Origin of the sequence: Microbacterium halophytorum, from assembly GCF_002970975.1 — a bacterium.
Taxonomy (GTDB): domain Bacteria; phylum Actinomycetota; class Actinomycetes; order Actinomycetales; family Microbacteriaceae; genus Microbacterium; species Microbacterium halophytorum.
The window spans coordinates 507,936-531,058 of the sequence record NZ_KZ672982.1 but is presented as its reverse complement, the minus strand read 5'-3'; the positions used below and the strand labels follow the sequence as shown (position 1 = coordinate 531,058).

Sequence of the window (23,123 nt, the reverse complement as noted above, 5' to 3'; positions counted from 1 at the left end):
GCCACGGCGGAACCCGGCAGAATAGTCGGGTGCGATCGGACGAACCTCCCGCGGCCGAACGGCCGCCCGGCTGGCGCAGGCGCGAGGTCGCGGCTGGTCTCAAGGCCTCGCTCGCGGCGGGCCTCGGCATGTTCCCCCTCGGAATGGCCTTCGGCCTCCTCGTCGTGCAGTCGGGGCTGCCGTGGTGGGTCGCGCCCGGCCTGTCGGTCTTCGGCTATGCCGGCTCGCTCGAGCTGCTCCTGATCGGGCTGATGACGGCGGGCACCGCGCTGCCGACGATCGCGCTGACGACCCTGCTGGTGAACTTCCGGCACGTCTTCTACGCGTTCTCGTTCCCGCTGAAGGCCATCCGGAATCCGGTCGCGAAGGCGTACTCGGTGTACGCGCTCACGGACGAGGCCTACGCCGTCACGGCCGCGCGCCCGGAGACGTGGACGGCGCCGCGCCTGCTCGCGGTGCAGATCGCCTTCCAGTGCTACTGGGTCGGCGGCGGGCTGCTCGGGGTGCTGATCGCCTCGTTCATCCCGTTCCGGATCGAGGGGCTCGAGTTCGCGCTCTGCGCGCTGTTCATCACGCTGACGCTCGACGCCTGTCGCACCCGTGCGGAACTGCCGTCACTGCTGCTCGGCGCCGTGAGCTTCGTCACCGCGCTCCTGATCGTGCCGGGTCAGGCGCTGTTCGCGGCGATGGTGATCTTCCTGGCGCTGCTGGGCATCCGTTTCGTCGTGGCGCGGCAGAAGGGGACGATCGCGTGACACCGTCACTGTGGTACATCGTGGCCGTGTTCGCGATCATCTTCGCGATCACGCTCGCGCTCCGCGCCGTGCCGTTCCTCATCCTGAAGCCGCTGCGCGAGTCGCGCATCGTGCGCGCGCTGAGCGTGTGGATGCCCGTCGGCATCCTGGCGATCCTTGCGGGCGCGACGTTCCGATCCACGATCGTCGAGCACGCCGGCTACCTCGTGCCCGCGCTGATCGCCGCCGCCGTCACGGTCGCGGCGCACCTGCTCGGCGGCCGCCGGACCCTGCTGAGCGTCGGCCTCGGCACCGTCACCTTCGTCGTGCTGGTGAACCTTCCGATCTTCTGATTGCGGTGCCGAAGGCGCTGAGCAGGAGCAGACTGGACGTGTTCATCCACACGAAGGAGGCAGGCTGTCATGCAACAGGTCACGGTGCTCGGGACGGGCGTTCTCGGTTCGCAGATCATCTTCCAGGCCGCGTATTCGGGCAAGGACGTCGTCGCGTACGACATCAGCGACGAGATCCTCGTGAAGCTGCCCGAGCGGTGGGAGTACCTGAAGCCGCTCTACCTGCGCGACCTCCCCGACGCGACGCCTGAGAAGCTCGACGCGGCCGTGTCGCGGATCCGCGCCACGAGCGACCTCGCCGACGCGGTCTCCGACGCAGACCTCGTCATCGAGGCGGTGCCGGAGCGGCTCGACATCAAGCGCGACACATGGGCGAAGGTGTCGGCGGCCGCGCCCGGCAAGACGGTGTTCGCGACGAACTCGTCGACGCTGCTGCCCAGCGACATCGTCAGCGCCGTCGACCGGCCGGCGAAGTTCCTCGCCCTGCACTTCGCCAACGAGGTCTGGCGCAACAACACCGGTGAGGTGATGGCGCAGGAGCACACCGATCCCGACGTCTTCGAGCAGGTCGCGACGTTCGCCGAGGAGATCGGCATGGTCGCCATCCGGGTCAAGAAGGAGCAGCCCGGCTACGTGCTGAACTCGCTGCTCGTGCCGCTGCTCGACGCCGCGACCGACCTGTGGGTGCGCGGCGTGGCGGATTTCGAGACGATCGACCTGACCTGGCGCAAGGCCACGGGTGCGCCCCTCGGGCCGTTCCAGATCTACGACGTCGTCGGCATGCCGACGCCGTACAACCTGAACAAGGACAGCGACGACCCCGTCAAGCGCGAGTTCGCCGAGACGCTGAAGCGCGACTACATCGACCAGGGCCGCCTCGGCGTCGCCGTGGGCAAGGGGTTCTACGACTACGCGTGACCCCGCCGGGAACGCAGAAGGCGGCCGACTCCATCGGGAGCCGGCCGCCTTCTCGTGCATCAGTGGGCCGCGACGGGAGGGGCGTCCTCCTCGACCGGCTTCCGGATGAAGAAGGCCAGCACGATCGGCACGAGGGCGATGATGCCCGCGACGAGGAACGCCGCGTGTGTGCCCGGCGCACCCGCCTCGGCCGTCGATAGGCCCTCGGCCTCGCCGGTGTGCAGGATCGACGAGTAGATCGACACCAACAGGGCGGTGCCTGCCGCGCCCGCGACCTGCTGCATGGTGTTCAGCGCCGCAGAGCCGTGCGAGTACAGGTGGCGATCGAGCGAGCCGAGCGACGCCGAGAACAGCGGGGTGAACGAACCCGCGAGGCCGAGCGACATGATGATCTGCACGCCCACCAGCGCCCAGAACGGCGTGTTCTGGTCGACCGTGGAGTAGATGAACATCGACAGCGCGATCATGATGCTGCCGGGGATGAGCAGCGTCCGGGGGCCGCGCGCGTCGTAGATCCGGCCCATCACCGGGCCGAGCAGGCCCATGATCACGGAACCGGGCAGCAGGACGAGGCCCGATTCGAGCGAGCTGAGGCCGGCGACGGTCTGCAGGTAGAGCGGGAGCACCGCGAACGTGCCGAGCATCGAGAACGCCACGACGGCCATGATGATGACCGACAGCGTGAAGTTGCTCGAGCGGAACACGCGCAGGTCGAGCAGTGCGTCGTCCTTGCGCTGGAGTACGATCTGGCGCCAGGCGAACAGGGCGAGCGACACGATGCCGACCGCGATCATGACCCAGGGGGTCGCGCCGCCGCTGCCGCCGCCGGTGCCGCCGTGGCCGCCGCCGAGCTGGCTGAGGCCGAACACGACGCCGCCGAAGCCGAAGGCCGACAGGACGATCGACAGCACATCGATCGGCGCGTGCGTCGTCTCACCGAGGTTGGTCATCCACTTCGCGCCGAGCACGAGGGCCACGACCGCGATCGGCAGGATGATGGCGAACAGCCAGCGCCAGCTGAGGGTCTCCAGCACGGCGCCCGAGACCGTCGGGCCGAGCGCCGGCGCGAGCGACATGACGAGGCCGACGCGGCCCATCATGCGGCCGCGCGAGTGGGCGGGGACCACGTTCATCATGGTGGTCATCAGCAGCGGCATCATCACGCCCGTACCCGCGGCCTGCACGATCCGGCCGGCGAGGAGCAGCGGGAAGCCCGGTGCGACGAGGCAGAGCAGAGTGCCGAGCGTGAACGCGCTCATGGCGGCGATGAACACCTGGCGGGTCGTGAACCGCAGCAGCAGGAAGCCCGTCGTCGGGATGACGACGGCCATCGTGAGCAGGAACGCGCTCGTGAGCCACTGGCCGAGCTCCGGCGGCAGGCCGAGGTCCTCGTTCAGGTGGGGGATGGCGATCGCCATCGTCGTCTCGTTCAGGATCGCGACGAACGCGGCGACCAGGAGCAGCCAGATCACGCGCATGCCGCGCGGATCGATGCCATTGGTGTGGGCGGGAGGGACGGTGACGTTCCCGGTTGTCGGAGGGGCGGCCATGGAAGGGGCTCCTAGGGTGGTGGACGTGCCGCTCACGGTAATGAACACGGCGGGCCGTCGGCGCTGAGCGCCGAGAACGGCCGAAGGCGCTGCGGTGCGGAACCGCAGCAGATAAGACTAACCCCAGTATCGTGATGAACATTCCGAGAAGGCCGATATTCGCTGCGGCGAGACCGGATGTCACGGGGTGGTCATGCACCGGACGCGCCGGCGCAACGTGCGGGGGCGTGTCGCACCCCGCTCATCCGGGCGGGAGGCACAGCCCGCCTGTCCGATCCTGAAGTGCATCCGCGATCGGCCGTCTCCGGCATCCGGAGCCCTCGCGGCGGCCGCGCCATAGGCTGGCCCGGTGAGCATGGGCAGAGGAATGGGCGGCGCGCGCGGCATGCGCGGCGTCGACGAGCGCGCACTGCGTGAGCAGAACGCGCAGGCGCCGGAGGTGCGGGACCTCGGGCGCCGCGTCATCGCGCTGTTCACGCCGTACCGCGGCAAGATCGCCGTCACCGCGGCTCTCGTCATCGCGGGGGCGGCCGTCGCCGTTGTGCCGCCGCTCATGATCCAGAGGGTCTTCGACGAGGCGCTCTTCCCGCAGTCAGGTGTCGTCGACGTGCCCCTGCTGGCGTGGCTCGTCTGCGGAATGGTCGGACTGTATGTGCTCGGCGCCGGCATCAGCGCCGTGCAGACGTGGTTCACCTCGACGGTAGGCAATCAGGTCACGGGCGACCTGCGCGTACGGATGTTCGAGCACCTGCAGTCGATGGAGCTCGGCTTCTTCACACGGACGAAGACGGGCGCGATCCAGTCGCGGCTGCAGAACGACGTCGGCGGAGTCTCCGGCGTCCTCACCAACACCGTCACGAGCATCCTGGGCAACGCTGTCACCGTGATCGCGTCGCTCGTCGCGATGATCCTGATCGACTGGCGGCTGACGCTGATCTCGCTCGTGATCATGCCACCCCTCGTGATCGTGCAGCGTCGCGTCGGCCAGATGCGCGCCCGCATCGCCGCCGAGACGCAGCGCTCGCTGAGCGAATTGACCGCGATCACGCAGGAGACGCTGAGCGTCTCGGGCATCATGCTGTCGAAGGCGTTCAATCGGCAGCGGACGGAATCGGAGCGGTACGCGGGAGAGAATCGCAACCAGGTGCGGCTGCAGGTGCGCCAGGCGATGAGCGGGCAGGTGTTCTTCGCCGTCGTGCATGTGCTGATCGCGAGCGTGCCCGCCGCAATCTATCTGGTCGCGGGCTTCCTGCTGACAGCGGATGCCGGTTCGATCACGGCCGGGGCGATCGTCGCCTTCACGACGGTGCAGGCGCGTCTGCTGCAGCCGCTGACGAGCCTGATGCGGGTCGCTCTCGAGATCCAGACGTCGCGGGCCCTGTTCGCGCGCATCTTCGAGTACCTCGACCTGCAACCGGCGATCATGGACGCACCAGACGCGATCGCTGCGACCGACGCCGCAGGACCGCTCGGCAGCGTCGAGTTCCGCGAGGTGACGTTCCGGTACCCCGACGCCTCGCCCGATTCCCGCCCGACGCTCGACAGCGCGTCGTTCGCCGTCGACCCCGGCCAGCACGTCGCGTTCGTCGGGCCGAGCGGCGCGGGCAAGACGACGGTGCTGTACCTGGCGCCCCGGATGTACGAGGCCTCGAGCGGTGAGGTCCGCTTCGCCGGCGCGGACGTGCGCACGCTGACGCAGGAGTCGATCATCGACCATGTCGGCATCGTGTCTCAGGAGACCTACCTGTTCCACGCCACGGTCGCCGAGAACCTCCGCTACGCGAAGCCCGATGCCACCGACGAGGAGCTCGTCGACGCGTGCCGGCGTGCGAACATCCATCACGTGATCGCCTCGTTCGAGAAGGGCTACGACACCGTCGTCGGCGAACGCGGGTATCGGCTCTCGGGCGGCGAGAAGCAGCGCATCGCGATCGCCCGCGTGCTGCTGAAGGACCCGCCCGTCCTCCTCCTCGACGAGGCGACGAGCGCGCTCGACACGGTGAGCGAGCGCATCGTGCAGGAGGCGCTCGACCATGCGGCGCGCGGTCGCACGACCCTGTCGGTGGCGCACCGCCTGTCGACCGTGATCGACGCCGACGTGATCCACGTCGTCGACGCCGGGCGGATCGCGGAATCGGGCACGCACGCGGAGCTGATGGCCCGCGGCGGCCTGTACGCCGCGCTCGCCGCCGAGCAGCTCGGCCGCTGACGCCCGCCCAGGGCACCACGGCCTCCGGATCGTCCGGGAATCACCCGCCGAGGTCGCAGATTCCGCGTCAAAATCCCCGGTCAAAGGGTGAAATTTGCGACCGCGGCGATGTTTCTCGCGGGCGTCGCCGGGGCATCCGGGGCCCGGTCAGGCCGCGCTGAGCTCCGCGTCGTACCGATACAGGCGGGCGGGGCGGTGCTTGCCCGTGCGGAACTCCTCGGTCGGGATGAGGTCCTCCGACGTCTCGATGAGCCTGCGGAAGTTCGATGGATCGAGGCGGCGGCCGAGCACCAGTTCGTAGACCTCGCGCAGCTCTGTGAGCGTGAAGCGATCGGGGAGGAGGCCCGCCGCGATGCGGCTGTAGCCGACCTTGTTCCGCAGGCGCCAGACGGCGTAGTCGACGATCCGGTTGTGGTCGAAGGCGAGCTCCGGCAACCCGTCGACGTCGAACCACTCGACGTTGGGGGCGGGCGCCGCCGCCGCGCGCTGCTCCTCGACGTGGTCCTGGCGCAGCATCGCCCAGTACACGACCGAGACGACGCGCGTCGGGGAGCGGTCGACATCGCCGAACGCGTAGAGCTGCTCGAGATAGCTCGGCGTCAGCGCCGTCGTCTCCTCGAGCGTGCGGGACGCCGCGGAGTCGAGCCCCTCGGCGGCGCCGAGCCACCCGCCGGGGAGAGCCCATCGGTCGAGGAACGGCTCGCGCGTGCGCCGCACCAGCGGGAGCATCAGGGAGTCGCCCCCCGGCCCGCTCCGGATGGAGAAGATCGCGGTCGACACGGCGACGCGGATCGGCTCGGTCTCGGCGGAATTCACGCACCCGAGCCTACCGACCGGCGCCCGGATGCCCGCGCCGAGCGCGCCGGACGCCCGGTGTGCGCCGCCGAACGCGGTGCCGTAGGCTCGCGGAGAAGACACGGGGTGTCCCCACCGGGGACTGAGAACACACCCGCAGAACCTGATCTCGTTCACGCGAGCGGAGGGATGTCCATCATGACGCAGACCAGTGCGCCCGTCACCGGGGCGGAGCCGATTCCGAACGTCCTGTCGATCGCGGGCTCGGACCCGTCGGGCGGCGCCGGCATCCAGGCCGATCTGAAAGCGATCCAGGCGACGGGCGGTTACGGCATGGCCGCGCTGACGGCGCTGACGGCGCAGAACACGCAGGGCGTCACCGGCGTTCACCCCGTGCCGCCCGCGTTCGTGGTGCAGCAGCTGGACGCCGTCGCCGCGGACATCCGGATCGACGCGATCAAGATCGGGATGCTCGGCAGCGCCGACACGGCGTCGGCGGTCGCCGACTGGCTCGAGAGGCTCGACGAGCGGCCTGTGACCGTGCTCGACCCCGTCATGGTCGCGACGAGCGGCGATCGGCTGCTCGACCCGGATGCTGAGCGGACCCTCCTCCGGATCGCGGGCCTCGCCGACGTCGTCACGCCGAACCTTCCCGAGCTCGCCGTCCTCGCGGGCGAGCCGGTCGCCGACTCCTGGCGGGGTGCGCTCGCCCAGGCCCGAGCGGTCGCGGCGCGGATCGGCGCCCTCGTGCTCGCGAAGGGCGGCCACCTCGGCGGCGCTGGCTGCCCGGATGCGCTCGTCGGCGCCTCCGGGGTCGTCGCGCAGTTCGACGGCGCACGGATCGAGACGACGAGCACGCACGGCACCGGGTGCACGCTGTCGTCGGCGCTCGCGGCCATCCACGCGCGGCGGATGCGCACGCCGGGGGAGGCCGCGTCCGGCGCTCACGCCGATTGGGCGTGGTCGGTCGCGCTCGCGCGCGATGTCGTCCGAGGCGCGATCCGCGCGGCGAGCGCGCTCGATGTCGGCACGCCCGGCGGGCACGGGCCGCTCGACCACGGCTGGTCGCAGCGCGCGGGCGTCCTGCCGCCCCGCCGGTCCGCCGAGCTCGACGCCTGGTGGGAGGACATCCTCGAGATCCGCGAAGGGATCATGCGCGACGACTTCGTCAGCTCGCTAGCCGACGGCACGCTCGATCGCGAGCGATTCCGCATCTATCTCACCCAGGACGCGGTGTACCTGCGCCGCTATGCGTCCGTGATGTCGCGGGCCGCCGACCTCGCGCCGACCGCCGAGGAGCGGGAGTTCTGGCGCGCGGCGTCGCGGAGCTGCGTCGAGACGGAGATGGCGCTGCACCGCGCGCACGGGGCCGACCGCGACGCGCCGCCGTCGCCGCAGACGGCGGCGTACCTCGCCCACCTGACGGACGCGGCTGACGCCGGCGACTATGCCGTGCTCACCGCGGCGGTGCTGCCGTGCTTCTGGATCTACGACGACGTCGGGCGGCAGCTGGTCGCCGGGAACCACGATGGTCACCCGTACGGCGACTGGCTCGAGACCTACGCCGATCCGGCGTTCGCGGAGGCCGCGAGGCGGGCGCGGGAGTTCGCTCAGCGGGCGGCGCGTCGTGCCCAGGCCCCGACGCTGGCCCGCATGCGCCGGGCGTTCGACGTCGCCTCGCAGCTCGAACGCGACTTCTTCGCGCAGGCGCAGGGCGTCCGCGTCGCGGTCTAGCGAGTCAGCCGCACGGGGCCGGCGAGGGAGGCGAGCTTCTCCGGGTTGCGCACGTAGTATGCCGCCCGGATCCTCGGGCCGTCGAACCCGAACGAGACCGCGCCGTCGAGCGCGCCGTCGACCATCACGCGCAGGCCGGGGCCGCCGTTCACGGCCGCCGGCTCGAGCCGCGTGTCGGGGTACTGCGCGAGGAGCCCCTCCATGAAGCGCAGCACCCGGTCGACGCCCACGACGGGGCGGCGTGCGGCCGTGACGCGGCCGCCGCCGTCGGAGAGGAACACGACGTCGGGCGCCAGCACGTCGACGAGCGCCTGCACGTCGCCCGTCGACGCCGCGACCCTGAAGCGCTCGACGGCCTCCGCGGCCTCGCCAGGCGTCACCTCGACCCTCGGGCGCCGCGCCTCGACGTGGGCGCGCGCCCGCCGGGCGATCTGCCGCACGGCATCCGTTCGGCGATCGACCGCGCCGGCGATCTCGTCGTAGTCGAAGGCGAACACCTCGTGCAGCACGAACACGGCGCGCTCGAGCGGTCCGAGGGTCTCGAGCACGAGGAGCATCGCCGTCGAGACGCTCTCCGCGAGCACCGTGTCGTCGGCGATGTCCCGCGTCGTGAGGATCGGTTCGGGCAGCCACGGCCCGACGTAGTCCTCGCGGCGCCGGCTCACGGTGCGCACGCGGTTGAGCGCCTGCCTGGTCACGACGCGCGCGAGGTAGGCGCGCACGTCGCGCACCGACGCCCGGTCCGCGTCGTTCCAGCGGATCCACGACTCCTGCACGACGTCCTCCGCGTCGGAGACGGAGCCGAGGATCTCGTACGCGATCGTGAACAGCAGCCCCCTGTGCTGTGTGAAGCCGTCGTCGCCCATGCGCCCGACGCTACGCGGCCGCGGAACGCGTCGCGAGGGGGAGCTCGCACACGTCGGAGAAGCCCTGGCTCTCCAGCCCCACGGCCGAGTTGAACCGCGACCGCATGTTCTCGAGCGCGACGAGCTGCGTCAGCTCGACCATGGCGGGTGCGCCGAGGGCGTCGAGCAGGCGCGCCGAGAGCTCGTCCGTGACGACGGGCGGTGTGACCGTCATCGCCTCGGCGTACTCCAGAACGTCGCGCTCGAGGGGCGTGAACACGTCGCTCTCGCGCCACCGAGGCACCTCGCGCACCTTCGCGAGGTCGAGGCCCGCGTTGTGCGCCTCGAAGTAGCCGTAGTCGAGGCACCAGCTGCAGCCGATGGAGCCGGCCGCGGCCATCGTCGCGTATGACGACAGGTTCGCGTCGAGCGCGTTCCACCTGGCGGCACTGCGCTCGATGCCGAGCACGCCGTTCATCACACGGCGGTTGTGCCAGAGCACGTAGCCGTTGTCGGGGATCTCGCCCCCCGTCATCCGCTTCGCGATCGCTTTCACGACGGCGCCGTACGCGCCGGTGATGCGGGCCTTGGGGATCCGGAACCTGCTGGGCATCTGTCTCACTCCTCGCGCTGCGGGTGCGCGTGCCGCACCCTCTCGCCCATACGACACCGGCGAGGCCCCGGACGTGACACGTCGGTGCGATCCGCGTTCTGCCGCTCCCGCCGCGGTGACAGATGACGCGCGAAGATCTCGAAGAACGGCGCTTCGTCTGCGACCGGGGCGGCGGGGCGCGGCCGGGAGACAGCACCGTCAGCGCCGGGGGTATCGGCGGGCGCACCTCCTGTCGTACGCTTTCCGCAACGGCCGCCGCTGGCGGCGGACAACTGAATATCGGCCCTTGGGCCTCCGACGCCGCCTACGGCGTCCGGCGCCCAGGGTCTGCCGCGGGAGAGCCCGGATGAACCGGGCACCGAAGGAGCAAGCTCCCCGCCAATCTCTCAGGTACAGATACCGCAGCAGACCAGGCCGCTCTGAAAAGCGGATCGCGCTGCGCTCGGGCGCCGCCGGTCCCGCCGAAGGTGCAAGGCGAATACGCCGAAGCTCTCAGGCCCATGACAGAGGGGGTCCCGCACGGCGCACCCGCGTCGGGCGTGTGACCGCATTCGCACAGGGGAGCCCCGGATGACCGAAGCGCAGGAGCCGCGCCAGACGCCGCTGGCGGCCGAGCACGAGGCGCTCGGCGCGGCATTCACCGACTTCGCCGGGTGGCGGATGCCCGTCCGGTACGGCTCCGATCTCGCCGAGCACGCCGCCGTGCGGGAGGCCGCCGGCCTGTTCGACCTGTCGCACATGGGGGAGATCTTCGTGCACGGCGCCGACGCGGCGGGCTTCCTCGACTACGCGCTCGCCGGCCGGCTGTCCGCCGTGGCATCCGGCCGAGCGAAGTACACGATGATCCTCGCCGAGGACGGCGGCGTCATCGACGACCTCGTCGTCTATCGCCTCGGCGACGATCGCTTCCTCGTGATCGCGAACGCCGGCAACCGAGGAGCGGTGAGGGACGCGATGGCCGAGCGCGCCGGCGCGTTTCGGCAGGGTCCGGACGGCGCCGTCGACGTCGAGGACGTCTCGGACGACTACGCCCTCATCGCGGTGCAGGGCCCAGCGGCGCAGGCGATCGCCGAGCGCACCGAGGGCATCGAGGCGCTCGGTGCGCCGTGGGCGGAGCAGCGGGGCTACGGCTGGACCGACGCCTCGTTCGGGGGAGCGCCGCTCCTGATCGCACGCACGGGCTACACGGGCGAGGACGGCTTCGAGCTGCTCATCGAGAACGGCATGGCGAGTTCGCTCTGGCGGGCGCTCCTCGCGGCGGGCGAGGGGCACGGCCTCGTCCCCGCCGGGCTCGGCGCCCGGGACACGCTCCGGCTCGAGGCGGGCATGCCGCTGTACGGCCACGAGCTCACGCGCGACGTCGTGCCGGCGCAGGCGGGGCTGGGCCGGGTCATCCCCGAGGGCAAGACCGGCTTCGTCGGCGAGGCGGGCGCGGAACCGCGACCGGGCGCCCGCGTGCTCGTCGGGCTGTCGCTCCCCGGCCGCCGGGCGGCGCGCGCGGGCGCCCCCGTGCTGCTTGGCGGGAAGGCCGTCGGGGAGGTCACGAGCGGTGCGCTCGGCCCGACGCTCGGGCACCCCATTGCGATGGCGTACGTCGACCCAGCCGCGGCGGAAGCGTCAGCCGGGCCGAGCGCTCAGCCGGACAGAAACGCGCCGAGCGCGGGCGGCGCGCCCGCCGGCGAGCTCGCCGTCGACGTGCGCGGAACGCGCATCCCCGCAGTGATCACGCCCATGCCGTTCTACCGGAGGAAGAAATGACCGATCTCAGCGCGCTGCGATACACCAGCGAACACGAGTGGGTGCTCATCGACGGCGACATCGCGACCGTCGGCATCACGGACCACGCCGTCGAGCAGCTCGGCGACATCGTCTACGTCGACATGCCTGCCGACGATGCGACGCTCGCGGCCGGCCACGTCATGGGCGAGGTCGAATCGACCAAGTCGGTCTCCGAGCTGTACGCCCCCGTCGACGGCCAGGTCATCGAGCTCAACGGGGCGGTCGACGCCGACCCCTCGCTCGTGAACAGAGACCCGTTCGGAGACGGCTGGCTCATCCGGGTCCGCCTGTCCGGCCAGCCCCTCACCGGGCTGATGGACCGCGACGCGTACCTCGAGCTGACGGGCGGCGGCGCGTGACGGGCTTCGCGGACCGCCACATCGGGCCGGCTCCGGATGAGCGGGCCGCGTTGGCTGAGGCGATCGGCACCCGGCCGGGCCTCGTCATGGACGAGGCCCTCCCCGACGCGATCCGGGCCGCGGGCGGTGCGGCGGGCGACGGCGCGCCGATGCGCGCGGACGCTGGGGCCGATGCCGCCGAGCGCGCCGGCGGCGGGGGCGGAGCCCGCGACGGGAGGGCTCGCCGCCTCCCGCGGCACGGCGTCTCGGAGGCGCAGGCGCTCGCCGAGCTGCGCGCGCTCGCCGCGGAGAATACGGTGCTGACACCGATGATCGGGCTCGGCTACAGCGATGCGGTGACGCCCGCCGTGATCCAGCGCAACGTGTTCGAGAACCCGTCCTGGTACACCGCGTACACGCCGTACCAGCCGGAGATCTCGCAGGGGCGGTTGGAGGCGCTGCTGAACTTCCAGACGGTCGTCTCCGACCTGACCGGGCTCCCCGTCGCGGGTGCGTCGATGCTCGACGAGGCGACGGCGGCGGCCGAGGCGATGCTGCTCGCCAGGCGGGCCGTGCGGGGGCAGAGCGACGTCTTCGTGGTCGACGCCGACGCGCTGCCGCAGACGAAGGCCGTGCTCCGCGTGCGCGCCGCGGCCGTCGGCATCGAGATCGTCGAGCGCGACCTGGCCGCGGGGGAGACGCTGCCCGACGCCCCTTTCGGGGTGCTCGTGCAGTACCCCGGCGCATCCGGGCGGGTCAGCGACCCGACCCCGGCGATCGGGGCGGCGCACACCGCGGGCGCGCAGGCGATCGTCGCCGCGGACATCCTGGCGCTCGCCCTGCTGCGCTCGCCGGGGGCGTGCGGAGCCGACATCGCCGTGGGCTCGACGCAGCGCTTCGGCGTGCCGCTCGGCTTCGGCGGCCCGCACGCGGGGTACATGTCGGTGCGCCAGGGGCTCGAGCGCCAGCTGCCCGGCCGGCTCGTCGGCGTCTCCGTCGACGCGGACGGGCGCACCGCCTACCGGCTCGCGCTCCAGACGCGCGAGCAGCACATCCGGCGCGAGCGCGCGACGAGCAACATCTGCACGGCACAGGTGCTCCTCGCCGTGATGGCGGCGATGTATGCGGTGCACCACGGGCCCGACGGGCTCCGTGCGATCGCCGTGTCCGTCGCGGGGCGCGCGCACCGGATGGCGCAGGCGCTCGCCGCGGCCGGGCACGCGCACGTGCACGCCGAGTTCTTCGACACCGTCCGCGTGCGCGTGCCCGGCCGCGCCGCCGACGTCGTGGCGAACGCCCGCGACCGCGGTGTGCTCCTGCACCTCGCCGACCCCGATACGGTCGGGATCTCGGTCGGCGAGGCGACGACGGACGCCGACATCGAGGCCGTGCTCGCCGCGTTCGGCGCCGAGGACGGGGCCGGCCGGGACACGGCGGGCTCGACCGCGCTCCCGCCGGAGCTGCGGCGCGACGACGAGATCCTCGCCCACCCGGTGTTCCACGAGCACCGCTCGGAGACCGCGATGATGCGCTACCTCAAGCGACTCGCCGACCGCGACTACGCGCTCGACCGCGGGATGATCCCGCTGGGCTCCTGCACCATGAAGCTCAACGCCGCCGCCACGCTGCAGGCCTCGTCCTGGGCCGAGTTCGCGCGCATCCACCCGTTCGCTCCCGTCGACTCCGTCGCGGGGCACCTCGAGCTCATCGACCAGCTCGAGGGCTGGCTCGCCGACATCACGGGCTACGACGCCGTCTCGCTGCAGCCGAACGCCGGTTCGCAGGGGGAAATGGCCGGCCTGCTGGCGATCAGGGGGTATCACGCCTCGCGCGGCGAGAGCGGGCGGGACGTCTGCCTGATCCCGTCCTCGGCGCACGGCACGAACGCCGCCAGCGCGGTGCTGGCCGGGATGCGCGTCGTGGTCGTGGCATGCGACGAGCGCGGTGACGTCGACCTCGCCGACCTGCGGGCGAAGATCGACGAGCACGCCTCGGGCCTCGGCGCGCTGATGATCACCTACCCGTCGACGCACGGGGTCTACGAGGCCGGTGTCCTCGACATCACGGAAGCCGTGCACGACGCGGGCGGGCAGGTGTACATCGACGGCGCGAACTTGAATGCGCTCGTCGGCCGGGCGACGTTCGGCGACCTCGGCGGCGACGTGTCGCACCTCAACCTGCACAAGACGTTCGCGATCCCGCACGGCGGCGGAGGCCCGGGCGTCGGCCCTGTCGCGGCCAAGGCGCATCTCGCGCCGTTCCTGCCCTCGCACGCGTCGGCGCAGCGCCCCCGCGACGGCATCGGCCCCGTTGCGGCGGCGCCGTACGGCTCGCCCGGCATCCTGCCGATCACGTGGGCCTACATCCGGATGCTCGGGGCCGACGGCCTCGCCGCGGCGACGGATGCGGCGGTGCTGAACGCGAACTACCTCGCGAGCAGGCTCGGAGAGGCGTTCCCGATCCTGTACCGGGGGGAGCGCGGCCGGGTCGCGCACGAGTGCATCGTCGATCTGCGCCCCCTGCGCGCCGAGACCGGCGTGACGGTCGACGACGTCGCCAAGCGCCTGGTCGACTACGGCTTCCACGCGCCGACGATGTCGTTCCCCGTCGCCGGCACGCTCATGGTCGAGCCGACGGAATCGGAGGACCGCGCCGAGCTCGACCGGTTCGCCGACGCCATGATCGCGATTCGGGCGGAGGCCGCGGCGGTGGGCGCGGGGGAGTGGCCCGCCGACGACAACCCCCTCGTGAACGCCCCGCACACCGCCGAGTCGCTCACGCGCGAGTGGGCCCACCCGTACTCGCGCGCGCAAGCCGTGTTCCCTGCGGGCCCCGCGCAGCCGGCCGCGAAGTACTGGCCGCCCGTCGCCCGCGTCGACCAGGCCTACGGCGACCGCAACCTCGTCTGCGCATGTCCGCCGCCGGAAGCGTTCGTGTAGTCCGCGTCCGAACCTTCATTTCTGGCACATCTCCGGTGGTGTCTACCACCGGAGATGTGCCAGAAATGAAGAGTTGCACGTCGGTGAGCGGCGGACGCGAGCCGCTTCGGGAATGTGGATCTTCGCGTGCGGGTGGCGGCGGTGGAGCGGACGACCCGGCCGAGCACAGAGGCGCGACCCGCACGCAATCCCGCGGATATGATCGCCGGGTGAGTTTCACCTCCACGCCCACGCTGGAGAACGACAGGATCCGTCTCGAGCCGCTCGCGCTTGCCCACGCAGGAGCACTCGCGGAAGCGACTGCGGAGGGAGAGCTCTGGCGCGCCTGGTACACGTCGATTCCGGATGCAGCTGGCATGTCCGACGAGATCGAGCGCCGGCTCGCCCGGCAACGAGCCGACGACATGGCGCCATGGGCGATCGTCGACCCTGCGACCGATCGCGCGATCGGGATGACGACCTTCTGCGATGTCGACGAGTCCAACCTTCGTCTCGAGATCGGGTACACCTGGCTTGCGCGTGCTGCGCACGGCACCGGCGTCAACCCAGCCGTCAAGCTGCTGCTCCTGTCGCGTGCGTTCGATGATCTCGGCTGCATCCGAGTGCAGTTCTGCACCCACTGGCACAACCGGCAGTCGCGCGCGGCCATCGAGCGTCTCGGCGCGAAACAGGAAGGCGTGCTGCGCAGTCATCGCGTGATGCCGGACGGCCACCTCCGTGACACTGTCGTATATTCGATCCTCGACACGGAGTGGCCAGCCGTCCGCCGCGGACTCCAGGCAAGGCTCGACAGCAAGCGCTGAACGGTAGCCGTTGCTGTCCAGCGTCGAGCGCATGCGAACGCGGCTACAGGATCGCCGCGAGCATTCTCAGCAGTTCCCGTTGCGGTGCCCGCACCTCGGACAGACCAGCTCCGCGGAGGATTTGTTCCAATTGTTCCGGGCGACGAATCGCATCCCACGTCCACCGGACGAATCCGGCGGCGCTGCCTCGCAGAGCATCCTCGCGGAGTTTCTCCGCCCAGACCGCCTCCTCAGCGGCCCGCCCGTCCATCACGTACTTGGCCCGCCCGTCCGCCTCGCCGATGATTCCGCATCGCCGCCAGAAGAAGTCAACGCGATACTCCGCTCCGTCGGCGGCACGGATGCTGATCTGCAGGTCCGGGGTCTCGAAACCGAGCCACTCGATGACGAGGAGCGACAGCGTTTCGAACGCCGACTCGGGCGTCGGCGTCGCGGTCGACAGCGGCCAGCGCGCCGCGGCGCGTCCGCGCTTGCTGCTGCGCGCTTCGTTTGCGTGCAGCAGGGCGTCGGATGTGCAGTCACCGATACGCAACAAGGCGTCCGCCGCGACCCGTGCCACAGCCGGATGACGGCATCTTGCCAGATTGACGACGGTCTCGATCGGGTCAGTGACGGTCGCACGCTGCGCCGTGACGACCTCCAACCTGTCCACCAGGTGGTGCCATTGGACGTCTCCCGTGAGACGCGCATCCCCCGATCGCGGCGCGATCGCGTGGACGTGCGGCTGCGATCCGACGAGCGGTAGGCCCCAGAGCGCTGCCGCGGATTCGTTCGTCAGAACCGCGTGCGGACGCTTGAGCGCGAATGCGTGGACGCGCGCGAGGTAGCGCTCCCAAGGCGGAAGCGAATCCCAGGCGTCCGCACGTGTGTAGATCCCGCTGCGAATTCGTCGGAGATCGCCCCTGCGCAGCGCGTGGTCGAATCGCGTTCCGTTCGCGGTGCGGCGAATCAGCGGCACCGGGCACGGACACAGGGCGAGGGAAGGCCGCGAGGGAGCAATTGACGTCATGCGACGATCGTGCCGCGCTCGCAGGAAGATCTCGCGGAATGTGGGGAAGTCCCGCGACCCGCGGGGCTGTGGACGAGGACACGACGGCCTGCGTAACTCTTCATTTCTGGCACATCTCCCGTGGTGTGTGCGTGCGGAGATGTGCCAGAAATGAAGAGTTAGGGGAGGAAGGGCGCGGCGAGGGGGTAGCCGACGAACGCGATCGTGTCGATGAACGCGTGCGCGAGGACGAGCGGCATCGTGCGGCGCCACCGCAGGAAGCACCAGCCGAACACGAGGCCCATCACGACGTTGCCGAGCGCCATCGCCGGGCCCTGGTACAGGTGGTAGGCGCCGCGCAGCAGCGCGACGGCGACGAGGACGACCCACGGGCGCCGCCACAGCGCGCCGAGCCGCGTGACGAGGTAGCCGTTCAGGATGACCTCCTCGAGCAGGCCCGCGCGGGCGGCCGAGAGCAGCAGGAGCGGCACCGTCCAGAGGGCCTGGTCGAGGTCGCCGGCCTGCACCTCCACCGTCATGCCGAACATGCGACTGACGGCATACAGCCCGAGGCCGGGGATGCCGATCGCCGCGACGAGCGCGACGCCGAGCCCCGCATCTCGCCAGAAGCGCGAGAAGTCGAGGCCGATGCGGCGGAACGCGCTGCGCCCCGGCTCCCAGAGCAGGTAGATCACGAGCGCGACCAGACACAGGTCGAAGAACACGTCGAGCACGCGGTACACCGCATCCCACACCGCTTCCTCGGCCTGCTGCGGGTTCAGCGACGCGGTCTGATCGGCGAGCGGCGCGCGCAGGGCGGCCCGGATGAGCGACAGCAGCGAGTACAGCGCCGTCTGTCCGAGCGAGAGGGCGACGACGATGCCCACCTCCCAGCCGAGGCGGCGGCGGGCGTATCGAGTGTCGGGATGCACGGTATCGCTCACCCCGACAGGGTACGCGCGGCCCCGATGCGGCCTGGGCGGGCGCCGCGCCGACCTGGCGTGCGATCCATCCGGCGCGGTCGGGCTCGGAGGGGGCATGGGCTGCCTCGGGCCCCAACGCCCGAACTGAGCGAGAGCCCCAGACACACCCGGCAACGCCTGGGCAGATTGCGCAATCTGCCCAGCGGAGCGTGTAAATCCTGTGTAACGGTTCTGCAGATGGCTTTGCCGGATTCCTTGCGAGCGCATAGAGTCACGGGGCAGTCCGAGGTGCGCACCCGTTCACTTCGGACGTATCCATCCCTTCCACAAGGAGTAACTGTGAAGCGCAACAAGTTTGCCCTCGCGGGCCTCGGTGTGATCGGTGTCGGCGCTCTGGCGCTCACCGGTTGCGGCCCCGCGGAAGAAGAAGGCGGCAACGAAGCCGCTGCGGGCCCCGAGTTCGGGATTGCGTACAACGCCGACGGCGGCCACCAGGCCTGGGTCGACGCGGTCGCCAACTCGATCTCGGGCACGCTCGGCATCAACGCGGTCGGCGTTCCGTACCCGGACTTCGCCGGTCTGCGCGAAGAGGTCACGAACCGCGAGATCGACAGCGCATTCCGCACCGGCTGGCAGGCCGACTACCCGGGCCTGTACAACTTCCTCGGCCCGCTCTACGCGACCAACGCCGGCTCGAACGACGGCGACTACTCGTCGGAGGAGTTCGACTCGCTGATCGAGCAGGGCATCAGCACGACCGACCCCGCTGAGGCCAACGAGTTCTACAAGCAGGCGCAGGAGGTCCTCCTGCAGGACCTGCCCGCGATCCCGCTGTGGTACCAGAACTCCGTCGCCGGCTGGAGCGAGAACGTCGAGAACGTCGCGATCAACTGGAAGTCGGTCCCGGCCTACGAGGAGATCACGAAGTCGACGGACGGCCCCGTCACGGTCAACGGCTCGGAGCCCCAGAACCCGCTGATCCCGACCAACACGAACGAGACCGGCGGCGGCAACGTCCTCGACGCGCTCTTCACCGGCCTCGTGAACTACGAGACCGAGACCGGCGCGGTCCAGAACGACGTGGCCGAGTCGATCGATCAGGACTCGCCGACCCACCTCACGATCAAGATCCGCGAGGGCCTGGAGTTCAGCAACGGTGAGGAGATCACCGCCGACAACTTCATCAAGGCGTGGAACTACGGCGCCGCGCTCGACAACGCCCAGCTCAGCAGCTACTTCTTCGAGGACATCGAGGGCTTCAGCTGGGACGAGAACGTCGAGGAGCTGTCGGGTCTGAACCAGATCGACGACTACACCTTCGAGGTCACGCTGAACAAGCCGGCCGCCGACTTCGCTCAGCGCCTCGGCTACTCGGCGTACTACCCGCTCCCCGACGTGGCGTTCGAGGACATGGAGGCGTTCGGCGAGAACCCGATCGGCAACGGCCCGTACAAGATGGCGGAGGACGGCTGGCAGCACGACATCCAGATCGACCTCGTCAAGAACGACGCGTACGACGGCCCGCGCCCGCAGGAGAACGACGCGCTCCGCTTCGTGTTCTACGCCACGTTCGACGCGGCGTACAGCGACCTGCTCGCGAACAACCTCGACGTGCTCGACACGCTGCCCGACTCGGCGTTCGAGACCTACGAGGACGAGCTGGGCGACCGCTCGGTGAACCAGGCCTCGGCGCTGTTCCAGTCGTTCACCATCGGTGAGTACCAGGAGCACTTCGGCGCCGACGAGGAGGGCCAGCTGCGCCGCCAAGCCATCTCGATGGCGATCAACCGCGAGGAGATCACCGACGTGATCTTCCAGGGCACCCGCACCCCGGCGAGTGACTTCACGTCGCCCGTGATCGATGGCTGGACCGACGAGCTCGAGGGCGAAGAGGTCCTGGAGTACAACCCCGAGAAGGCCGTGGAGCTCTGGGAGCAGGCCAACGAGATCAGCCCCTGGGAGTAAGCTCCCTCGGACCGACCGCTGACTGATACGAGGCGGTGGCTCACAGCCACCGCCTCGTATCATGCTCGGTTGGACCAAATCATCCGATTAAGGAGGATCGAGGGTGCTGTTTTACATCCTCAAGCGGATCCTGCAGGTCATCCCCGTTTTCCTCGGGGCGACGCTGCTGATCTACTTCATGGTGTTCGCCATGCCAGGCGACCCGATTGCCGCGTTGTTCGGCGACAAGCAACCACCGCAGGCGCTGCTCGATGAGATCCGGGAGCAGTACGCCCTCGATCAGCCGTTCATCATCCAGTACTTCAACTACCTGGGCGGGATCTTCCGCCTGGACTTCGGCACGACCTTCAGCGGTCAGGACGTCGGCGAGGTGCTTGCACGCACCTTCCCCGTCACGCTCCGGCTCGCGATCGAGGCGATCGTCCTGGCGGCCGTGCTCGCCGTCGTGATCGGTTCGCTCTCGGCGTTCTTCAAGAACAGTTGGTTCGACCACACGATGCTCGTGATCGCGCTGATCTTCATCGCCGTCCCGGTGTTCGTCGTCGGCTTCTTCGCACAGTACGTCTTCGGCGTGGTGCTCGGTTGGGCGAGCCCGACCGTCGGTGAGAACAACGGCTGGCTCGGCCTGCTGCTGCCCGCCTCGACTCTCGCGGTCAGCGTGTATGCGACGAGCATGCGCCTCATGCGTTCGTCGACGATCGAGACGATCGGCCAGGACTGGGTGCGCACCGCCTACGGCAAGGGCCTCCCGCGCCGCCGCGTCATCCCCGTGCACGTGCTGCGCAACTCGTTCATCCCCATGGTGACGGATCTCGGCACGACGTTCGGGATCCTGATGGTCGGCGCGACCGTCACGGAGGGCATCTTCAACATCCCCGGCGTCGGGAACACGCTCTACCAGGCGATCCTCAAGCACGAGGCGCCGACGATCGTGTCGTTCGTGACCGTGTTCGTCGTGGTCTACGTGTTCATCAACCTGCTGATCGACCTGCTGTACGGTCTGCTCGACCCGAGGATCCGCTATGTCTCGTAACGCTCACTTCGTGGCGCCCGCGCAGGCGGCCGACCTGGTCGTGGACCAGGTCCGAGTCAGTGCGAAGCGCAGCAATCTCTGGCTCGACGCGTGGCGCGATATGCGCCGCCGACCGATGTTCTGGATCGCCGCCGCTGTCGCCCTGCTCACCGTCGTCATGGCGGCCTTCCCGTACCTGTTCACGAACGTCGCCCCGTCGGGCGGCGCGTGTCAGCTCATGAACAGCAACGGCGGCCCGGAGGCCGGCCACCCGCTCGGCTACACCCGCCAGGGCTGCGACGTCTGGTCGCGCATCGTCTTCGGCGCCCGCACCTCGGTCGTTGTGGGCCTGCTCGCGACGCTCATCGGCACGGTGATCGGCCTCGTCATGGGTTCGCTCGCCGGCTTCTACGGCGGATGGGTCGACTCGGTGCTGTCGCGCGTCGGCGACATCTTCTTCACGATCCCCTACATCATCGCGGCGATCGTCGTGATGACGGTGATTCCGCAGCAGGACCGCACGATGCTCACGCTCGCCTTCGCGATCGGCGGCTTCAGCTGGGCGAGCATCGCCCGCATCGTGCGCGCCGAAGTGCTGCGCGTGAAGCAGTCCGACTTCGTGACTGCGTCGCTGGCACTCGGGATGAGTCGGTTCAAGACCCTGCTCGTGCACGTCCTGCCGAACTCGATCGCGCCGCTCATCGTCGTCGCGACCATCGGCCTCGGCAACAACATGGTCGCGGAGTCCGTGCTGTCGTTCCTCGGCGTGGGCCTCGGCGGTGACACCGTGTCGTGGGGTGCCGATATCAGTCAGGCGCAGACGACCATCCGCACTTCGCCGATGGCGCTCGTGTGGCCGTCGACGGCGCTGACGCTGGCGGTGCTGTCATTCATCATGCTGGGCGAGACCATGCGCGACGCCCTTGACCCGAAGGCGAGGGCAGAACGATGAGCGAGAAGACTCTCCTGAGCGTCCGCGATCTGAAGATCTCGTTCGGAACAGGCAAGAAGCAGCGCGAGGTCGTGCACGGCGTCAGCTTCGACGTGCACGAGGGCGAGACGGTTGCGATCGTCGGTGAGTCGGGCTCCGGCAAGTCGACGACGGCGACCGCCATCATCGACCTGCTGCCCGGCACCGGCGCGGTCACCGGCGGCTCCGTCGCCCTCGACGGCCGCGAGCTCACCGGGCTCAAGCGCGCCGACATGGAGCGCCTGCGCGGCCGCGAGATCGGCTACGTTCCGCAGGACCCGATGTCGAACCTCAACCCCGTGTGGTCGATCGGCTTCCAGGTCAAGGAGACCGTCAAGGCCAACGGCCTGGCGCACAGCCGCAAGGACGTGCACCGGGTCGCGGTCGAGATGCTGCAGAACGCCGGCCTCGCCGACGCCGAGCGCCGGATGCACCAGTACCCGCACCAGTTCTCGGGCGGCATGCGCCAGCGAGCGCTGATCGGCATCGGCCTCGCGGCCGACCCGAAGCTGCTCATCGCCGACGAGCCGACGAGCGCGCTCGACGTGACAGTGCAGAAGGTCATCCTCGATCACCTGGCGTCGCTCACGCGCGACAAGGGCACCTCGGTGCTGTTCATCACCCACGACCTGGGGCTCGCCGCCGAGCGCGCCGACCGGATCATCGTGATGAGCCGCGGCGAGATCGTCGAGTCGGGCCCGAGCCGCGAGATCCTCGAGGCACCGCAGCACCCGTACACCCAGCGCCTCGTCGCGGCGGCCCCGAGCCTCGCGTCGAAGCGCATCCAGGCGGAGGTCTCCGAGCCGACGCCGACCACGGCGCTGCAGACCGAGGCGCCCGTCGTCGAGGTCCGCGACCTCGTCAAGGAGTACTCGATCCGCAAGGGCGGGTTCCGCAGCGAACCGTTCCGCGCCGTCGACGGCATCTCCTTCCAGATCCCGAAGGGCAAGACCCTCGCCCTGGTGGGGGAGTCGGGCTCCGGCAAGTCGACCGCCGCGAAGATGGTGCTCCAGCTCGAGAAGCCGACGAGCGGCTCCGTGCTGATCGAGGGCCGCGACACGACGGAGATGAGCCGCAAGGACGTCTTCAGCCTGCGCGGTCGGATGCAGCCGGTGTTCCAGGACCCGTACGGGTCGCTCGACCCGATGCGCTCGCTCGGCACCCTGATCGCGGAGCCGCTCAAGCTCCACGGCGTCGGCGACGCGAAGTCGCGGCAGGAGCGGGTCTATGAGCTGCTCGACCAGGTGGCGCTGCCGCGCGAGCTGGCCGACCGCTACCCGAACGAGCTCTCCGGCGGCCAGCGCCAGCGCATCGCGATCGCGCGTGCGCTCGCGCTCAAGCCATCGATCGTGGTGCTCGACGAGGCCGTGTCGGCGCTCGACGTGCTGGTGCAGGACCAGATCCTGCAGCTGCTCAGCGAACTGCAGAGCGAGCTCGACCTGACCTACCTGTTCATCACCCACGACCTCGCGGTCGTGCGCGTCGCCGCCGACCTGGTGGCCGTGATGGAGCAGGGGAGGATCGTCGAGCACGGCACGGTCGACCGCGTCTTCGACGCGCCGCAGGAGGCGTACACGCAGCGCCTGCTCGACGCGATCCCGGGGCGCGACCTCGCGCTCGGCGCCGGCTGAGCGCGCAGAGAACGATCCGGATGC

19 protein-coding genes and 2 riboswitches are annotated in these 23,123 nt (G+C 70.2%); of the genes, 13 read left to right on the top strand and 6 right to left on the bottom strand.

Annotated elements, in window-relative coordinates:
* Positions 1–29 precede the first annotated feature (29 nt).
* From C0010_RS02490 to C0010_RS02480, 3 genes are all read left to right on the top strand, one after another.
* The gene (locus C0010_RS02490) at positions 30–755 is read left to right on the top strand and encodes an AzlC family ABC transporter permease (RefSeq protein WP_269777853.1); all 726 of its coding nucleotides are present in this window, start codon (positions 30–32) and stop codon (positions 753–755) included.
* Positions 752–1,087 (top strand): branched-chain amino acid transporter permease, encoded by a 336-nt coding sequence (locus C0010_RS02485; protein ID WP_105565433.1) that lies wholly within the window; start codon positions 752–754, stop codon positions 1,085–1,087. The genes C0010_RS02490 and C0010_RS02485 overlap by 4 nt, the downstream gene beginning before the upstream one ends.
* A 69-nt stretch (positions 1,088–1,156) precedes the next feature.
* On the top strand, positions 1,157–2,005 hold the full coding sequence (locus tag C0010_RS02480) for a 3-hydroxyacyl-CoA dehydrogenase (RefSeq protein WP_105565432.1): 849 nt from the start codon (positions 1,157–1,159) through the stop codon (positions 2,003–2,005).
* Positions 2,006–2,064: 59 nt separating this feature from the next.
* Here the strand turns inward: C0010_RS02480 and C0010_RS02475 are convergent, their stop codons facing one another.
* Positions 2,065–3,555, bottom strand: a complete 1,491-nt coding sequence (locus tag C0010_RS02475) for an MDR family MFS transporter (RefSeq protein WP_105565431.1) — start codon at positions 3,553–3,555, stop codon at positions 2,065–2,067.
* Positions 3,556–3,910: 355 nt separating this feature from the next.
* Between C0010_RS02475 and C0010_RS02470 the strand changes: the two genes are divergently transcribed.
* A complete protein-coding gene (locus C0010_RS02470) occupies positions 3,911–5,764 on the top strand; it encodes an ABC transporter ATP-binding protein (protein WP_105565430.1) in 1,854 nt (617 codons plus the stop codon).
* A gap of 147 nt (positions 5,765–5,911) precedes the next feature.
* On the opposite strand, the gene C0010_RS02465 is transcribed toward C0010_RS02470, so the two are convergent.
* The gene (locus C0010_RS02465) at positions 5,912–6,544 is read right to left on the bottom strand and encodes an NUDIX hydrolase (protein ID WP_105565576.1); all 633 of its coding nucleotides are present in this window, start codon (positions 6,542–6,544) and stop codon (positions 5,912–5,914) included.
* Positions 6,545–6,671: 127 nt separating this feature from the next.
* Positions 6,672–6,766, top strand: a riboswitch (TPP riboswitch).
* On the opposite strand from C0010_RS02465, the gene thiD reads away from it, so the two are divergent.
* Positions 6,758–8,293 (top strand): bifunctional hydroxymethylpyrimidine kinase/phosphomethylpyrimidine kinase, encoded by a 1,536-nt coding sequence (thiD, locus tag C0010_RS02460; RefSeq protein WP_105565575.1) that lies wholly within the window; start codon positions 6,758–6,760, stop codon positions 8,291–8,293. (Overlaps the previous riboswitch by 9 nt.)
* On the opposite strand, the gene C0010_RS02455 is transcribed toward thiD, so the two are convergent.
* Both C0010_RS02455 and C0010_RS02450 read right to left on the bottom strand, forming a co-directional pair.
* On the bottom strand, positions 8,290–9,159 hold the full coding sequence (locus C0010_RS02455; RefSeq protein WP_105565429.1) for an RNA polymerase sigma-70 factor: 870 nt from the start codon (positions 9,157–9,159) through the stop codon (positions 8,290–8,292). The two genes, thiD and C0010_RS02455, sit on opposite strands and share 4 nt — an antisense overlap.
* A gap of 10 nt (positions 9,160–9,169) precedes the next feature.
* Positions 9,170–9,751 carry a carboxymuconolactone decarboxylase family protein gene (locus tag C0010_RS02450; protein WP_105565428.1) on the bottom strand — a complete coding sequence of 194 codons (582 nt, stop codon included), beginning with the start codon at positions 9,749–9,751 and terminating at the stop codon, positions 9,170–9,172.
* A gap of 323 nt (positions 9,752–10,074) precedes the next feature.
* Positions 10,075–10,163, top strand: a riboswitch (glycine riboswitch).
* A gap of 158 nt (positions 10,164–10,321) precedes the next feature.
* Here C0010_RS02450 and gcvT point away from each other — a divergent pair.
* The 4 genes from gcvT (at position 10,322) to C0010_RS02430 (ending at position 15,610) form a co-directional block, all read left to right on the top strand.
* Positions 10,322–11,509 (top strand): glycine cleavage system aminomethyltransferase GcvT, encoded by a 1,188-nt coding sequence (gene gcvT / locus C0010_RS02445; protein WP_105565427.1) that lies wholly within the window; start codon positions 10,322–10,324, stop codon positions 11,507–11,509.
* Positions 11,506–11,889 carry a glycine cleavage system protein GcvH gene (gcvH, locus tag C0010_RS02440; RefSeq protein WP_105565426.1) on the top strand — a complete coding sequence of 128 codons (384 nt, stop codon included), beginning with the start codon at positions 11,506–11,508 and terminating at the stop codon, positions 11,887–11,889. The genes gcvT and gcvH overlap by 4 nt, the downstream gene beginning before the upstream one ends.
* Entirely contained in the window at positions 11,886–14,807 is a 2,922-nt protein-coding gene (gcvP, locus tag C0010_RS02435) for an aminomethyl-transferring glycine dehydrogenase (RefSeq protein ID WP_174150227.1), read from the top strand. Before gcvH ends, gcvP begins: the two co-directional genes overlap by 4 nt.
* 209 nt (positions 14,808–15,016) lie before the next feature.
* On the top strand, positions 15,017–15,610 hold the full coding sequence (locus C0010_RS02430; RefSeq protein ID WP_232531679.1) for a GNAT family N-acetyltransferase: 594 nt from the start codon (positions 15,017–15,019) through the stop codon (positions 15,608–15,610).
* Between the two features lie 43 nt (positions 15,611–15,653).
* Here the strand turns inward: C0010_RS02430 and C0010_RS14850 are convergent, their stop codons facing one another.
* Together C0010_RS14850 and C0010_RS02420 are read right to left on the bottom strand one after the other, a co-directional pair.
* Positions 15,654–16,619: a hypothetical protein gene (locus C0010_RS14850; RefSeq protein WP_158685230.1), complete on the bottom strand. Its 966-nt coding sequence runs from the start codon at positions 16,617–16,619 to the stop codon at positions 15,654–15,656.
* Between the two features lie 158 nt (positions 16,620–16,777).
* Positions 16,778–17,542: a CPBP family intramembrane glutamic endopeptidase gene (locus C0010_RS02420; protein WP_232531678.1), complete on the bottom strand. Its 765-nt coding sequence runs from the start codon at positions 17,540–17,542 to the stop codon at positions 16,778–16,780.
* 318 nt (positions 17,543–17,860) lie between these two features.
* Here C0010_RS02420 and C0010_RS02415 point away from each other — a divergent pair, with 318 nt between their 5' ends.
* From C0010_RS02415 to C0010_RS02400, 4 genes are all read left to right on the top strand, one after another.
* Entirely contained in the window at positions 17,861–19,486 is a 1,626-nt protein-coding gene (locus C0010_RS02415; protein ID WP_232531677.1) for an ABC transporter substrate-binding protein, read from the top strand.
* A gap of 103 nt (positions 19,487–19,589) precedes the next feature.
* Positions 19,590–20,519 carry an ABC transporter permease gene (locus C0010_RS02410; RefSeq protein WP_105565421.1) on the top strand — a complete coding sequence of 310 codons (930 nt, stop codon included), beginning with the start codon at positions 19,590–19,592 and terminating at the stop codon, positions 20,517–20,519.
* A complete protein-coding gene (locus tag C0010_RS02405) occupies positions 20,509–21,450 on the top strand; it encodes an ABC transporter permease (protein ID WP_105565420.1) in 942 nt (313 codons plus the stop codon). Before C0010_RS02410 ends, C0010_RS02405 begins: the two co-directional genes overlap by 11 nt.
* Positions 21,447–23,099 (top strand): dipeptide ABC transporter ATP-binding protein, encoded by a 1,653-nt coding sequence (locus tag C0010_RS02400; protein ID WP_105565419.1) that lies wholly within the window; start codon positions 21,447–21,449, stop codon positions 23,097–23,099. Before C0010_RS02405 ends, C0010_RS02400 begins: the two co-directional genes overlap by 4 nt.
* The last annotated feature ends 24 nt before the right edge of the window (positions 23,100–23,123 follow it).